Consider the following 14,525-nt stretch of genomic DNA (forward strand, 5'->3'; position numbering starts at 1 on the left):
GTTGTAACTTTACCATAGCTTGTATCGGGGCCGAGATACATAGTGACCTCATCGTCAATAACATATAATTCCGAACCATATTTGATCTCTCTGTCAGGCTTGACATAGGAATTATTGTCGCCTATGGTACAGGTCACAGCATTCTTGATAGCGTTTGCAGTGTCCCATTTACCGTTCACCCTTGCAGCTATAGCAACTTTGTAAGTCTTGCCGGGAGTAAGGTTCTTGGGGGAAGTATAGGTAGTTTCAGTTATTTTCGATGTCTGTATTCTCCACTTGCCGGCAAGGTATACAGCTATACCGTATCTGTCAGCACCTTCGACTTTATCCCATGTGATTCTTACCTGGTGATAGTTTTCGCTGTATTCTACCTTGATGTTGGTGGGATATCTGAGATAATACACATAGGGGACACGACGGATGCGAATGTAGGTGTTCTTGCCTTCGTTTTTGATGACAGCATTTTCATGTTCACCGCTGATGCGTTTTGTGGGCTCATTGGCGTTTGCCCAGCCGTTGTAGCTGTGTAGATCCATTTCTTCGGTTATTTCAGTAAACTTCTCACCGAGCGTGAGGGTTTTCAGCTCGCTGCAACCTTGAAACATATTGCGTACACTTGTCTTGCGATTACTTTCATCAGATGCCCGGCTAGTGTCAAAACTGCTCAGATCAAGTTCTATAAGGTTGGAACAATGAAAGAACATCCAAGACATATCAATGACATTACTTGTATCAAAGCTGCTCAGATCAAGTTCTGTCAGAGCGAAGCAGCTTTCGAACATCATATGCATATCAGTAACTTTGCCTGTATCAAATCCGCTCAGATCAAGCGATGACAATTCAAGACATCCACTGAACATACAGCTCATAGTTGTTACATTGCTTGTATCAAATCCGCTTATATCAAGCGTTGTCAATTTTTGGCAGGCATCAAACATACTTTCGAAACTTGTGACCTTGCTTGTATCAAACCCACTCAGATCAAGTGATGTCAATTCAAGACATTTTTCGAACATACTGCTCATATCTGTTACATTGCTTGTATCGAAACCGCTTACATCGATGGTTTTCACTTTATAACAGCGCTCGAACATATTGCTCATATCTGTAACATTGCTCGTATCTGCATTTGAAAGATCGATGGAAGTACAATAACTAAAGCCCAAAAACAGCTCACTGCTATTTTCAGGAAAAACTGTTCCATTTTCAGCGACAATAGATATGACTTTATCCCTGCTTGTTTTGAGAATTTCAATTAATGAACCACGATCTACCGTTCCCCTTAGCTTTAGCACACCTGTCGCTTCATCAAATGAATAACACGCTGTCTCGGAAACAGCTTCTGCCTGTGCTGTGATAGGCTGTGTGATAACGGGTGCACCATAGCTTACAACACCTGCTGTCAAACAAAGCGACATCAATACGGCTAAAACTTTTTTCATCTGCATTTTAATTACCTCCTGAATTATCGATTTGAAAATTGTAATATATATCAATATTTCCCACAATATGATAGCACATATAATTATCAATGTCAATAATTTCGATATATTTTCTTAATCTTTAGTTGCATATTCATAATAGAAAATCATATTAATGTATATTCTTTACAGCAGTGAGTATATATTTGATGGGCGCTGTCGATGTGACTATTTAAAATTTATGCCTTTCCTACGGGCGCAGTGTGGGAACATAAGTTATACTTGATAAAGTACGTCAAGTGACGTGACTGCATATCAAGGAGGTTTAACAAAGTGTTCTGTTGACTTTTTTACGTCCGTTTGATATAATAACGTCAGTAACTATGTAGAACGGGAGATGACATTTTGAAGAAGCTTTCTGCATATTGGCGAGTGCTTATCGTTCTGTTGATATGCTCTGCGGTTATGGGGTTCGCCTGGTTCTTTCCCGAACTTTGCGATAAATACACAGACAGCATTTTCTATAATATATGTAACGGTGTGAGCCGCGTAACAGGACTTGTTCCGTTTGCGATAGGTGAGATTATTATGTATATCGGTGCCGCGGCAATGGTGTTTGCGGTGATATTTCTTTTGTTGCTTATCTTCCTGCGCCAAAAGGGCAGGTACCGCAGGTTCTGTGCAGTGTATTTCAAAACGCTGCTGATGGCTCTTGTCTGTACGGTATTTATCTATATGCCGACCTGGTATATACCCTTCTGCGGGACGGTACTCGGAAAAGGTGAAACAGATGCTCGAACAGAGTTCACACCTGACGAGGTGGAAAAGCTGGTAAGATATTCGGTGGATGGGATCAATTCTGCTGCTGAAGAAATAGAGATAGCTTCCGATGGTACGGTACTTTTCCCGACTGCAAAGGAAACTCAGTCTCTTATCGCAGATGCCATGCGGTCGATGGGAGATGAATTTCCCCGTCTGAATGGTTACTATCCGCCGGTGAAAACGGCACTCTGCTCAGATATACTTGAACGAATGGATATAACAGGGTACAACTATCCGTTTACGATGGAGCCCACTCACAGTAAGTATCAGGCACCGCTCGACAGCATCGTTACCGATGCTCATGAGCTTGCTCACCACAAGGGATATTTTCTTGAAAACGAGGCGGAGATGCTGAGCATAGTCGCGCTGACCCAAAGTCCCGACCCTTATCTCCGTATTGCAGGTTATCATGCCCTCTATTGGTGGGTATGCGACAGCTATTACGAAAATATCGATACTGATATGGAGAAGGAGTTCAAAAATATGATTGAAAGCGGTGAGCTTGACATTGATCTTCCTATTGATTCAACGGAAGAATCTGAGCGAGCGTATGAAGCAATGCAGCTTCTGTACGACAAGTATTATAAGAACGAACCGCTGATAAGCGATAGGGCACTGAGAATATTTGATGCATCTAACGGTATCGGTGAGGAGATATTCGAGGAAGACGAGCACATCATCGACGAAATGCCCGCAGTAGACAGTGCTATCACGGCGACCGCCGACAAGGGTTGGGAAATACAGGAGGATATCCTCGAAGAGAACTGCTATGACGGCGCTACGCTGCTGCTTTTGCAGTATTATGACGGTAAATTGTACTAACCGGAATAATTATGTCTTACATTATTATAGGAACACGTTCGCAGTACCTTCCGTGACGGAAGAAACTCTGTCTAAGTAAAAAAGCCGCAGTTTGGTCTGCGGCTTTTTTTTACTAATTGGCAAATATTTTTGATGGTGGTTTACAATAGAATCTGCAAATTAAAAATATAGCTTTTAGTCGTGATAACTGCTTGCTAATTTTTGGTAAATATATTACCTAGTGTTTCTTATTTGTACGATATGTACAATAAATGGTTAATATTTTGTGATATATACTATTGACGTTATATATTTAAAATGATATACTATTAGTAAACATAATCATGATGATGTTTACCATAGTATGGTAAATAGCTATATCTGGATTTTTACTTAATATAAATATTTTGCTGTTTGCTAAGTTGTTTCTGGGAATAATATTGGTCGTACTTAAAGTGTTATAATATTGAGTAATAATATGATTATATGTTGAGGAGCTTGCATCGTGCCTTAATTACGCAGGTAGTTTCTCTGACGTTTTTGAGTTTGAAAGATCTTATACAGTGATCCGACTTGAAATTCAGACAAAATCCGGTCTCAAAACCCATATATCCGAGCTTTTGCGACCGGATTTTGTGAATTTAAATAGTTGGATGGCTATAAGTATATAATGTTGATAACTCGTAGAACTAATGCGAGGAGATCTTTAAAAAAGAAGGAGGATTTGTGAATGTTTCAGAAATTGTTTAATGTCGCACAAGATATCGCAAAACAAAAACTAAACACCGGTCAATGCACACCGGATGACACTGTTTGCGTGATCTTTGCGGCATCCCAGCGCGTATTCTATGGTGTCAATCATCTTGAAATGCAAAATGGTATGCAAGTGAATGTTCATGCTGAAATTGATGCGATGCAGCATATGATCGCAGGCGGGGAATTCGTTGCGGAGTATCTCCTGCTGATCAATGTCATGTCTATGCAGGCGATGCTCCCATGTGCCAACTGTGCCGGCTATATTATGAGCCAGGCTCCGCTGAATGCAAATTGTCAGATCGTCCTGCCCGATCGTATGATGCCGCTTGCACAGCTTGTTCAGATGAACGGTAATGCCGGATTCAATCAGGGAATGCCCGCAGGCGGTCAGATGTACGGTAATATGCAGTACGGTGCGCAGCCGCAGAACGGGATGAACGGACAGGCTACGATGTCCGGATATGTCAGTATGCCGTTCCAGCCGCAGAATCCGGGCGTGACAACATCCAAGTATACCAGCGGCAACGCCAGTGCATATCTCAGCGGCATGATGCGTGCCAAAAAATCCACTGGCAGTAAACTGAAAGACAGAGTTAACGGATTGACGAATGCCGGAAAGGATATTGGCAGCGACGAACCGGAAGAGAGCGAGTTCATGAAAAAGCTCTTTAAGAAGTAAATCAATCAGAATCATACAAAAAATATAATTTAGAAAGGATTAGATAATATGGCTACGAAGAAAAGAAAACCGAAAAAGCTTTCACCGATTACCTGGATTCTGATCGGTGTTCTGGCAGTCATGGCGATCCTGATTACATTTATGACGGTTTCAGTCAGCCGAATCACTGCAAGAAATGCACAGAGCAATATGCAGACCGTAGCTGCTGAGCGTGCAAAGGTCATTGAAGACTACGTGATCTGGGCGGAAGATACTCTGACAAACTTCAGCCATGCAAGTGATGTCAAAAATCTGCTGCTCAATCCGAATGATACTGAAGCAAAGAATCAGGCACAGAAATATACCTCCGATTTTGCATCCAAGATCGGCGACCTTGAAGGTCTCTACATCGCTGACTGGAATTCAAAAACTCTGACGCACAGCAATCCGGAAACAGTCGGCACGATCATCCGTGAGGGCGAGCGTCTGGATCAGCTCCATAATGCGCTGCTCGCAGCGGGTGATGATACATATACCGCCGGCATACTGATCTCCCCGTCATCCGGCAAGCAGGTCGTTGCGATCTATAGGTGTATCTACAACGGCAGCGAGCCCATCGGCTTCGTCGGTCTTGCTATACAGTCTGAAAAAACACTGAGTGACCTTGCGGATATGCAGATCTCCGGTCTTGAAAATGCGTCATATCTGCTGCTCAATACCGAGGATAATGTGTACATATATGCGCCGGATCCTTCGATGGTCGGTCAAGTCTGCGAGTTCCCTGATGTTCAGAATGTCAATGCTTCGATTATTTCAGGTTCTGGAGAATATAAAGGCGTTGGTGAATTCAAGGATGATTACTCCGGTACAATGATGCTTTCAACCTATGTTTATCTGGATGAGTACGGCTGGACACTGCTATTTAATGCGCCTTCTTCGGAAGTTTACAGCATGAGAAACCAGCTCCAGATCTTCATTCTGATCTTCGGTGTACTGATCCTGCTGCTGGTTGGTATTTTCGGTATCATCAATGCGCACCAGGAGAATGTTAACCGTAAGCTTGGTCTCCAGGTACAGAAAAACGCTGCAACGGAAGAATCTCTCCAGACAGCGATGTTCCAGGATATCCTGACAGAAGTTCAGAACCGTGTATCGTTCTCTGTCGATATCGAGAATATCCAGACAGATATCGATAACCCCTGCTACTGCATTATGTTCGATATCAGCGAGCTCGCTGCGATCAATATGCAGTTCGGCAATGATGCCGGCGACGCGGTGCTCACACGTACTGCACAGGTTTTGAAGGAAGCATTCCCGGACGGAAAGGTTTACAGAACAGGTGATGACGAATTTGTTATCACGATCCTGAAAAATGACAATTCTCCCTTTGCCCATAATCAGGTCGTTAACGAGATCATAAAAGCACAGAGCGAATTGATGAAGAAACAGGATATTCCTGACGGCCAGATCGATGTCGCATATAAGATCGCAGCCGTGCGCACTGCCGATGAACTTAATACCACGGTTATTGCAGTTCTCAAGGACATGGCAAAACACAACGGCATCAGCTCGATCGGTCAGTTCCCGTTCCTCGATCTCGATTCGATGTAATTCACAGTTCTCTGTTTGCCGATGAGAATATTATAGTATCCTTTTACAGTTTGACCGCCCCATTTCGAAAGAGAGTGGGGCGGTTGTTTTGGGTAAAACTGTGCATCAGCGGAAACGACCTTTCCGTACCCGCTGACATCCGCAGCAGTCAGTGTGCCGGAATTGCCGGTCATGACTTCGGTATCGTGGATCAGTGCTAGCTGCTGTTCTTCAGGGAGATTGTTTTTCATTTAGTGAAGCGATAGATGTGCTTACGCTGAGAGATGGGATCAAAAATACAAAATTTTGATCCTAAAACTAAACCTGAAGTTGAATACGGAAAAGGGGATGTCGTGTGCAACGGCTGTTCAAAAGAAATATCATAATGCAGCTCGCGTAATACATGCTGTATACATATGATAAAGTTTTTTATGCAAAATCTATAAATCCGTTAGCTTCTTATTATTTCTTTTACGAAAATCAACGTTGCTATTTATATGGTTTTGTGCTATAATATTTAGGTATAAATCTATTTATGGGACTGGTCAATGAAATGAAACTTGAATATGCCAACCGCATACTGAAAAACGAATACTATAAGGATCAGCTCCACAGACTGTGTGAGCTCGAAAAAGACAGGATCTTCTGTCGGCATAATATGGAGCATTTTCTTAACGTTGCAAGGATCGCAATGATACTTTGTGGACAGAAGAGAATCAGGCTTAATGCTGATATCATCTATTCAGCCGCACTTCTCCACGATATCGGCAGAATACAGGAATATACAGATGGTATCGACCATGATATTGCAAGTCAGACCACAGCAGCTGAGATACTTGACAGCATAGATTGTCCGCGGGAGATCCGCGAAAAAATCATCAGTCTCATTGCAGGTCATCGGAAGACAGATCTTCAGCATGATACAGCGGAAGCTATATTCAGTAAAGCTGACAAGCTCTCACGAAATTGCTTTGAATGTGATGCAAGGTCGCAGTGTAAATGGCAGAAAGATAAAATGAATTTGGAAATAGAGGTATAATAATGAAAATTGGCAACAGAGAATTTGATACGGCAAACGAATGTTATATTATGGGCATTCTTAATGTTACACCTGATTCCTTCTCGGATGGCGGAAAGTTCAACAACATCGAAAAAGCAATATCTCACGCAGAGGAAATGATATCAGAGGGTGTTGATATCATTGATGTTGGAGGAGAATCAACAAGACCGGGATTTGTACGTATCAGCGATGATGAGGAGATAGGCAGGATAGTACCTGTTATTGAAGCGTTAAAAGCGAGATTCGATGTTCCTGTGTCTATCGATACTTACAAATACAAAGTCGCATCTGCTGCTGCAAAAGCAGGTGCTGATCTTTTCAATGATATTTACGGACTTAAATATGACAATGGTGAAATGGCAGCGCTAATTGCAAAGACAGGTCTGCCCTGCTGCCTGATGCATAACAGGGATGATATGAACTATAACTGCTTTATGGATGATCTTATAAATGATATGCGTGGTTCTGTTGATATTGCTAAGAGAGCGGGTATCTCCGACGATTCAATTATTCTTGATCCGGGTGTTGGTTTTGCAAAGTCTTTGGAAAATAATCTTGAAGCCGTCGACCGTCTGGATGTACTTAAAAATGAGCTGGGATATCCTGTACTGCTGGGAACATCCAGAAAATCAGTGATCGGACTTACACTTGATCTTCCCAGTGATCAGCGCGTAGAGGGTACAATAGCAACCACTGTAGTAGGAGTTATGCGCGGTGCTGCATTTGTCCGTGTTCATGATGTCAAGGAAAATCTCAGAGCAGTTAAAATGACACAGGCGATTATGAGAGGTTACAAGCGTGGATAAGATATTTATCGAAGAGCTGAGGATATTTGCACACCACGGTGTTTTTGAACATGAAAATATAAACGGACAGAATTTCTATATCAATGCTGCACTGTATGTGGATACTGAAAAAGCAGGCATGAATGATGACCTTGAAAGCTCGGTGGATTACAGTAAAGTCTGCGAACTGCTTGAAAGAGTAATGACTGAAAATACCTACAAGCTGATAGAAACTGCCGCACAGAAAGCAGCTGAAGCTATTCTGCTGGAGTTCCCCCTTGTGAGAGCAGTGGATGTGGAGGTGCGCAAGCCCGAAGCTCCTATAGATATGGATTTCAATTCCGTATCTGTAAAGATACAAAGGGGATGGCACAGAGTTCTGCTCTCTCTTGGTTCAAATATGGGGGACAGCAGGGGATACATTGAAAACGCTTTTGAAAAGCTCCAGAAAAGTCATTATATACGAAATATAAAATGCTCACAGCTTATAATAACAAAGCCTTACGGTTATACAGAACAGGAGGATTTTGTGAACGGCGCAGTGATATGCGAAACGATGCTCAGCCCTCGTGGATTGCTTGAATATACGCGTTCCATAGAGAATGCCGCTGACCGCAGACGTGAGATACACTGGGGTCCCCGCACCCTTGATGTGGATATTGTGTTCTATGATGATGAAGTGATCTCTGATCCTGATCTGATAATACCTCATCCTGATATGCAAAACCGTGGCTTCGTACTTGAACCTGCAGCTGAGATTGCACCCTACTACCGCCACCCAATATTCGGAAAGACGGTTTTACAGCTCCTTGCTGAGCTGCCAAAACAGTGATATGTATTATTGCGGCGGTTGCCGCTAACGGTGTCATCGGATCAAATGGCAGTATCCCGTGGGATATTCCTGAGGACAGACAATATTTCAGAGATACAACTCAGGGCGGTGTTGTGATAATGGGCAGACGCACCTACGAGAGCATCGGAAGACCTCTGCCCGAAAGATACAATATCGTGGTTTCGGGAAATGCTGACTATACAGGCAGTATGCTCAAGACTGCCACGAACCTCGACGAAGCCATCAAAGCAGCAGAAATGTATATACATCGTAAAAGGGAAGGTGATATATTCCTCTGCGGAGGAGCTGAGATATACCGACAGGGGCTCAGGTATGCGGAAAAATTGTATCTCACCGAACTTTATGACGAATATGAGGGCGATGTGTATTTTCCTGAGTTCGACAGAAATGAATTCAATTGTGTAAGCTGTGATGTACACAATGAACTGAAACTCAGGTTTTGTGTATATGAACGTAAAAAAATAATACGCAAAGGTTCGCTGAAACGGATATTATTTCATATGTTATGACAACGAAACTCCGCAATAAATAGTTTAAAAACGTCTCTTTTAAGAGGCGTTTTTTAATTGCAAATCAACTAGAATAAAGCGATAAAATTAAGCTAAAATACTTATACTTTCTGAATGAATAGCTGTTTAACATAGTGATTCAGCAGTGTGGCATGAGAAAAATAATTATAAAATAGCACAAAATGCTAAACGTTTTCATTGAGATTTTAGTGCTATTGCAAAATTTGCGAAATTGCGCAATTTTTGTTTAGCTTATCTATTTAAAAAATGTTATAATTTATATACAGACATTTCATTTATAAATTAAAAACAGGAAACTTCTGCTCTAATTAGTGGGCTCAATCATCGAATTAATTAACATAAATACAGCAGCATATTAATTGAACTTAATGCAAATTCATTTTAATTCTATCTCAAATTAATTACGCAAATCAAATCAATTTTATAATGATTCGGAGATTAATAAATGTTTAAAAAAATTTTTTTATTTAATGGCATTGGACCAAGTTATGAAAAGTTACTAGCAAAACTTACACCTGAGCTTATGGATAAATATACATTCTATTACGAGACCGCCTGCATAAAACTGGGGCTGAGTAAAGATATCGAAAAGAATCATGGCTATGACTCGAAGATCGCTCAGTGGCTTGTGCCGTTTATTTGCGATAGGGTGATCTATGAACACTGCATCAGCAAAGGCATAACTCCTGATATCGGCATCGGCTACAGTTCAGGCATAGTGAGCGCAAGTGCCTGCTTCAAAGCGATACCTCACGAAGCTGCATGGGATATCGTAAAGTCTCATCGGTCTATGCTGATCGCGCTGGATGAGGCGCATGAAGAACTTGATACAGGTATAATCGTGGGATTTTCCTATGATGATCTTTCAGAACTTCTCAGCAAGGAGTTCTCAACGGATGATCTGGTCATAGGCAGTTGCAACTCAACGTTCCACTCTATGATAAGCGGTAAAGCAAGCGCAGTCGAAAAGGCGATCGAACTTTGCAACAATGAAGGAGCGTTGAAAGCCTTCCGACTGAATACAGGCACAGCTTTCCATCATTCCATAATGAAAAAATACTCGCTGGAATACATAGCTTATTGCAATGACCTTAAATACAACGACCCTGAGTACCCGATGATGTCTGTTTTCGATCTTACTGTTCTCAGCACGGCTGAACAGGTCGCTCGTGAAAATCATCTAAATGTGTACACTCAGATGCGCTGGGATCTTGCGATTAAAGAACTTGAAAAGCTTGGCGCAACGGAATTTTTCGATTTAAGTGCAAACGGCTCGCTCAGTAAATTTTCAAGGGTTGGCAGAAAGTGTAAAATGTACACCTTCGATGACATTTGTTCATGATCGGCACTAATAGCTAACAACATCAAAAATCGCACTTTGAAAACAAGAAAAAGTTGAATAAGGTTTGCTTTTAATTATATCTGAGATTGTTAAATAATTGTCAATATGGCGCTAAAATATAGGCATGGTGCTGCCAAAGCTTTAGGAGATGGCTTTCAGTTTTCAAACAAAATGCTTTGTAAGCTGAAAGCAGTACCCAACATTTAAAATTCATTTTTGGAGGTAAACATAATGAGAGAAATTACAAACGAGATCAAAGCAGAGATCAAGGATATGATATTTGATTATTATGCAGAGGAATGCGAAGTTGATAAAGCTTCCATCAATGATAATACCAGTCTTCAGGACGACCTGGAGAGCGATTCTCTGATGTTGGTAGAGCTTATCGAAATGACCGCTGATAAGTTCGATATGGACATCAAGCTGCAGAGCATCGGCAAATATATGCTGAAAACACCGATGAATACCATGAATGATGTTATAGATATGTTCTGTAAGGTATACCAGTTCGGAAACGATATCGTTGAGCAGTAAGAGGATAAGCGGTGAATTCAGTTTTATCAGAGATCCATTCCGAAGGCTGCATTGCAGTACTCACCATTGAGAACGGTGCGAAGAACTTTATATCAGAGCCCGAATTCATCGAGCGTGAGAAACTTCTTGCATGGCTGGAGGATAATCCGCAGATTAAGGCACTGGTCATCACAGGAAAGGGCAGGCATTTTTCCCTCGGTGCTGATGTGTCGCTGTTTGATGCGGCTAACGTAAGCACTATTTCCGAAAAGCTTAAAAAGGGGAGAGAACTGCTGGATACTATCGAGCATCTGCCGATAGTAACTGTTGCCGCTGTTAACGGAGGCTGCTTCGGCGGCGGACTTGAAATAGCAATGAGCTGTCAGTTCCGCATAGCTTCATCTAAAGCACGCCTTGGACTTACCGAGGTCATGCACGGAGTAGTACCGGGTATGGGCGGAATGGAACGGCTTTCACGGATAATAGGCAGAGAAAAGGCTCTGCAAATGATACTTCAGGCCGAAATGCTCTCCGCTGATAAGGCGCTCTCTATCGGACTTGTCACAAAAGTTACAGAGGAAAAGGACGCTCTTCAGGAGGCATTGAAATTTGCTGAGGATATAGTTTCGTCAGTGAGTCTCACACAGATAAATGCGGTGATAAATACTTTGAACCGTGCAGCTGACGGTCATCCTGACCCCTCGTTCGGAGCATTTGAAACGACACTGGAGGAGGCTTTCGGAAAATGAGCAAATGTGTGTACAACCTGACAGTCAGGGGCTATGAGCTCGACTCATTCGGTCATGTGAACAACGCAGTTTACTTGCAGTACGCTGAAGCTGCACTCTGGAACTTCTTCAAAATTAACGAACTAATGGAGTACACTATTGACAGAAGCATATTCCCCGTGCTGATGGAGTGTTCACAGAGGTATATGCACGAACTTAAACTTCTGGATGAGGTGCGTATCGAGTCCGAGTTCACTTCTGACGGCGGAACGATCATCTGCAAACACAAGATCATCAACAACGCTACAGGCGTTCTGTCCTGTAAAATAAAGGGCAAGATAGTTTTTGTAGACCATGAAAGAGTGATACACAGTATCCCTGATGAGGTTCTGGAAATATTAGGGCGTGAGACAGATGAAGATAATAAAAAATGAATTATATACAGATGTAAGCAACATCGATAAGCTTTCGGAACTTATCTGTGCAGACATGGGCGAGCCGTGCCTGCTTATTGTCCATGATAATGGAAGTATGCAGGCAGGTGATGAAGCAAAAGTGGGCAGTATTTTCTCTGACCTGCCATATATCACAGCGTTTGCTTCTGATGAACCATATACAGATATAGCAAAGTTTTTCGATATTGTGATACCTGCTGAAAAAGCTGATGAATATGCAGAGAACCTGTTCAAAGATAAGACTGAATTTCAGATCAGGGAGATCACAAGCTGCTTTGTAACAGCGAGAAACGGCAGCACAGATGATATTCTTAATGCCGAATCAAGGGCATTTTACCGACTTATAGCACATATCGGCAGGGGGTGAGCATGATGGGTGATATCCTGCTAAATAACGAAAACGGAATACTATCCGTTGTGATGAATGCTCCAAAAAATAACCTTATGACCACTCGGTTCCATGAGGAATTTGAGGCTGTCATGGAAAAAGTTGGGGTGATAGCAGAGGGCGGTGGTATAAGAGGTATGATAATCCGCGGCGGCGGAAGACATTTCTCCGTAGGTGCTGATGTTGATGCACTTAAAGAGCGCACTGCTAAGGAGCAATACGACGATGCCGCGGGAAAACTGCCTGAAAGCCACATTGTACAAAAGCGTCATTTCACATTTCTGCGTGATCTGCCATTCCCTGTAGTAAGCGTAGTTTCAGGATTCTGCATAGGCTCAGGCAGCGAGATCGCTCTGAACTGCCATTACAGAGTCGTTGAGAAAGGCGCAAGGATCGGTCAGCCTGAGTCTACATTCGGAATACTTCCCGGACTTGGCGGAATTGCCAGAACTATCGAACTTTGCGGCATGAAGAACACCTATGAGCTTGTTATGACAGGCAGACTTTTTCCATCTGAGGAAGCTTGTGAGCTGGGCTGGGGAGATATCCTCACCGATAAAAAACAGGGTCTTGCCGAGGCGTATTCCCTGATAGATTTTATCTCGGAGAAATGCGGTGAATTCTCACCTGCGGACTACCGCAGGTATATCGGACTTTACAAGAACAAGGGGGAATGACATGAATATCGCAATTGCAGGATTCGGAAAAATGGGAAAAGACATTTTCTCCTTTTTCTTCGATAACCTGAAGAATGCCGGATTTACTATACTTGTCCGTTCAGGTGCGGAAGAATATACTGCCGATGTAGTAAAGATTCTTGATAAACAGCTTCGGCGTAAGAAGCTGACTCAGGAGGATTATGAAGCTAAGAAGTCGGCATTCAGGTTCACTTGTGATCCGTCTGACCTTGATGGCTGTGATGCGGTGATCGAGACTATCACGGAGAACCTTGAGGCAAAGAATTTGCTTTTCAGGAATATTGCAGGTATAGTTTCAGATAATTGCCTGCTTATGACTAACACATCCTCGCTGAACATAGAAAAGGTATTCGAGGGTGTTTCAAACCCTCAGCGATGCATAGGTATGCACTTTTTTTACCCTGTCAAGCTGTCGGAATTTGTAGAGCTTAACATATTGGATAATACTTCGGATGAAGCACTGCATTTTGCGGAAAGTCTTGTGAATGACTGCGGACGCAGGTGTATCCGATTTTACGGGGATTATCATGTGTACCTTAATCAGATCCTTTCCGCAATGGTTTCCCACGGCATATATCTTTGTGAATATTTTCATACTTCCGTTCAGGCACTTTCAGATTCTTTGGAAAAGATGTACACCGTAACAGGCGTATTTGATATACTTGACAGCGTTGGGCTTGGACTTATGGCTGAAAATCAGAATAATTTCCGCTTAGAACGCAATAAGCAGCTCCTTGGATACGGCTGTGAGAAGATGAAATACTGGCTCGGTCAGGGGTGTCCTGATGGTTCAAGGAGTTTCCTTGACTTTATCAGCAGTCAGGAGCAGGAAAGTGTCGGAATCTGTGATGATGCACCGATCTATATGGCTGCATTTATCCTTGCTGAAACTTCTTTCGCACTTGAAGAATCAGGGATCAGACCCGATCTTCTCCTGGAAGCGGTAAGCAGCACTCTCGGCACAGTTGATACTCTGTCTGATATGTACAGAAAATACGGTGCGGAAAAGCTTGTATCTGCACTGGATAAACTTTATGAAAAGACCGGTTTTGCATCTTACAGATATGATGCGGATCTGTTGGAAAAATACTATTCGTGATCCCGCAGGGGAGAGCAATGAAAGAG

Annotated in this window: 16 protein-coding genes; 14 read left to right on the forward strand and 2 right to left on the reverse strand. The window is 42.5% G+C overall.

Features of this window, described 5'->3' with window-relative positions; genetic code table 11:
* On the reverse strand, positions 1 to 1,448 hold a 1,448-nt coding region (locus tag BMY75_RS14960; RefSeq protein ID WP_074835367.1), incomplete at its 3' end, for a BspA family leucine-rich repeat surface protein.
* Between the two features lie 378 nt (positions 1,449 to 1,826).
* Here BMY75_RS14960 and BMY75_RS14965 point away from each other — a divergent pair.
* The 3 genes from BMY75_RS14965 to BMY75_RS14975 all read left to right on the forward strand — a co-directional run bounded on the left by BMY75_RS14965 (position 1,827) and on the right by BMY75_RS14975 (position 6,069).
* Positions 1,827 to 3,065 (forward strand): DUF3810 family protein, encoded by a 1,239-nt coding sequence (locus tag BMY75_RS14965; protein ID WP_074835370.1) that lies wholly within the window; start codon positions 1,827 to 1,829, stop codon positions 3,063 to 3,065.
* A gap of 709 nt (positions 3,066 to 3,774) precedes the next feature.
* Positions 3,775 to 4,479, forward strand: a complete 705-nt coding sequence (locus tag BMY75_RS14970; protein ID WP_074835372.1) for a cytidine/deoxycytidylate deaminase family protein — start codon at positions 3,775 to 3,777, stop codon at positions 4,477 to 4,479.
* Between the two features lie 48 nt (positions 4,480 to 4,527).
* Positions 4,528 to 6,069: a sensor domain-containing diguanylate cyclase gene (locus BMY75_RS14975; RefSeq protein ID WP_074835375.1), complete on the forward strand. Its 1,542-nt coding sequence runs from the start codon at positions 4,528 to 4,530 to the stop codon at positions 6,067 to 6,069.
* On the opposite strand, the gene BMY75_RS18270 is transcribed toward BMY75_RS14975, so the two are convergent.
* Positions 6,036 to 6,299, reverse strand: coding sequence for a hypothetical protein (locus BMY75_RS18270; RefSeq protein WP_139199846.1), 264 nt, complete (start codon positions 6,297 to 6,299; stop codon positions 6,036 to 6,038). The two genes, BMY75_RS14975 and BMY75_RS18270, sit on opposite strands and share 34 nt — an antisense overlap.
* A 302-nt stretch (positions 6,300 to 6,601) precedes the next feature.
* Here BMY75_RS18270 and BMY75_RS14980 point away from each other — a divergent pair, with 302 nt between their 5' ends.
* From BMY75_RS14980 to BMY75_RS15030, 11 genes are all read left to right on the forward strand, one after another.
* Positions 6,602 to 7,087: an HD domain-containing protein gene (locus tag BMY75_RS14980; protein WP_074835481.1), complete on the forward strand. Its 486-nt coding sequence runs from the start codon at positions 6,602 to 6,604 to the stop codon at positions 7,085 to 7,087.
* Positions 7,088 to 7,089: 2 nt separating this feature from the next.
* Complete coding sequence (folP, locus tag BMY75_RS14985) at positions 7,090 to 7,914, forward strand: dihydropteroate synthase (RefSeq protein ID WP_074835378.1); 825 nt, start codon at positions 7,090 to 7,092, stop codon at positions 7,912 to 7,914.
* Positions 7,907 to 8,725: a 2-amino-4-hydroxy-6-hydroxymethyldihydropteridine diphosphokinase gene (folK, locus tag BMY75_RS14990; protein WP_074835380.1), complete on the forward strand. Its 819-nt coding sequence runs from the start codon at positions 7,907 to 7,909 to the stop codon at positions 8,723 to 8,725. Before folP ends, folK begins: the two co-directional genes overlap by 8 nt.
* Complete coding sequence (locus BMY75_RS14995; protein ID WP_074835383.1) at positions 8,722 to 9,255, forward strand: dihydrofolate reductase; 534 nt, start codon at positions 8,722 to 8,724, stop codon at positions 9,253 to 9,255. Before folK ends, BMY75_RS14995 begins: the two co-directional genes overlap by 4 nt.
* A 544-nt stretch (positions 9,256 to 9,799) precedes the next feature.
* Positions 9,800 to 10,618 carry an ACP S-malonyltransferase gene (locus BMY75_RS15000; protein ID WP_242940253.1) on the forward strand — a complete coding sequence of 273 codons (819 nt, stop codon included), beginning with the start codon at positions 9,800 to 9,802 and terminating at the stop codon, positions 10,616 to 10,618.
* A gap of 231 nt (positions 10,619 to 10,849) precedes the next feature.
* Positions 10,850 to 11,152 carry an acyl carrier protein gene (locus BMY75_RS15005; RefSeq protein ID WP_074835388.1) on the forward strand — a complete coding sequence of 101 codons (303 nt, stop codon included), beginning with the start codon at positions 10,850 to 10,852 and terminating at the stop codon, positions 11,150 to 11,152.
* Positions 11,153 to 11,163: 11 nt separating this feature from the next.
* Positions 11,164 to 11,880 carry an enoyl-CoA hydratase/isomerase family protein gene (locus BMY75_RS15010; RefSeq protein WP_074835391.1) on the forward strand — a complete coding sequence of 239 codons (717 nt, stop codon included), beginning with the start codon at positions 11,164 to 11,166 and terminating at the stop codon, positions 11,878 to 11,880.
* Positions 11,877 to 12,293, forward strand: a complete 417-nt coding sequence (locus BMY75_RS15015) for an acyl-CoA thioesterase (RefSeq protein WP_074835393.1) — start codon at positions 11,877 to 11,879, stop codon at positions 12,291 to 12,293. Before BMY75_RS15010 ends, BMY75_RS15015 begins: the two co-directional genes overlap by 4 nt.
* The gene (locus tag BMY75_RS15020) at positions 12,274 to 12,681 is read left to right on the forward strand and encodes a hypothetical protein (RefSeq protein WP_074835396.1); all 408 of its coding nucleotides are present in this window, start codon (positions 12,274 to 12,276) and stop codon (positions 12,679 to 12,681) included. Before BMY75_RS15015 ends, BMY75_RS15020 begins: the two co-directional genes overlap by 20 nt.
* Before the next feature lie 2 nt (positions 12,682 to 12,683).
* Positions 12,684 to 13,379, forward strand: coding sequence for an enoyl-CoA hydratase/isomerase family protein (locus BMY75_RS15025; protein WP_242940254.1), 696 nt, complete (start codon positions 12,684 to 12,686; stop codon positions 13,377 to 13,379).
* Position 13,380: 1 nt separating this feature from the next.
* Positions 13,381 to 14,499, forward strand: coding sequence for a 3-hydroxyacyl-CoA dehydrogenase family protein (locus BMY75_RS15030; RefSeq protein ID WP_074835399.1), 1,119 nt, complete (start codon positions 13,381 to 13,383; stop codon positions 14,497 to 14,499).
* Positions 14,500 to 14,525: the final 26 nt, after the last annotated feature.

Origin of the sequence: Hominimerdicola alba (assembly GCF_900109655.1) — a bacterium.
In the GTDB taxonomy this organism is placed as follows: domain Bacteria; phylum Bacillota; class Clostridia; order Oscillospirales; family Ruminococcaceae; genus Hominimerdicola; species Hominimerdicola alba_B.

Excerpts from the sequence above, each read along its gene's own strand:
- BMY75_RS18270 (WP_139199846.1), bottom strand. The coding sequence starts at position 6,299 with ATGAAAAACAATCTCCCTGAAGAACAGCAGCTAGCACTGATCCACGAT.
- BMY75_RS14970 (WP_074835372.1), top strand. The coding sequence starts at position 3,775 with ATGTTTCAGAAATTGTTTAATGTCGCACAAGATATCGCAAAACAAAAA.
- BMY75_RS14975 (WP_074835375.1), top strand. The coding sequence starts at position 4,528 with ATGGCTACGAAGAAAAGAAAACCGAAAAAGCTTTCACCGATTACCTGG.
- BMY75_RS15000 (WP_242940253.1), top strand. The coding sequence starts at position 9,800 with ATGGATAAATATACATTCTATTACGAGACCGCCTGCATAAAACTGGGG.
- BMY75_RS15015 (WP_074835393.1), top strand. The coding sequence starts at position 11,877 with ATGAGCAAATGTGTGTACAACCTGACAGTCAGGGGCTATGAGCTCGAC.
- BMY75_RS15025 (WP_242940254.1), top strand. The coding sequence starts at position 12,684 with ATGATGGGTGATATCCTGCTAAATAACGAAAACGGAATACTATCCGTT.
- BMY75_RS15020 (WP_074835396.1), top strand. The coding sequence starts at position 12,274 with ATGAAGATAATAAAAAATGAATTATATACAGATGTAAGCAACATCGAT.
- BMY75_RS15030 (WP_074835399.1), top strand. The coding sequence starts at position 13,381 with ATGAATATCGCAATTGCAGGATTCGGAAAAATGGGAAAAGACATTTTC.
- BMY75_RS14980 (WP_074835481.1), top strand. The coding sequence starts at position 6,602 with ATGAAACTTGAATATGCCAACCGCATACTGAAAAACGAATACTATAAG.
- BMY75_RS15005 (WP_074835388.1), top strand. The coding sequence starts at position 10,850 with ATGAGAGAAATTACAAACGAGATCAAAGCAGAGATCAAGGATATGATA.
- folP (WP_074835378.1), top strand. The coding sequence starts at position 7,090 with ATGAAAATTGGCAACAGAGAATTTGATACGGCAAACGAATGTTATATT.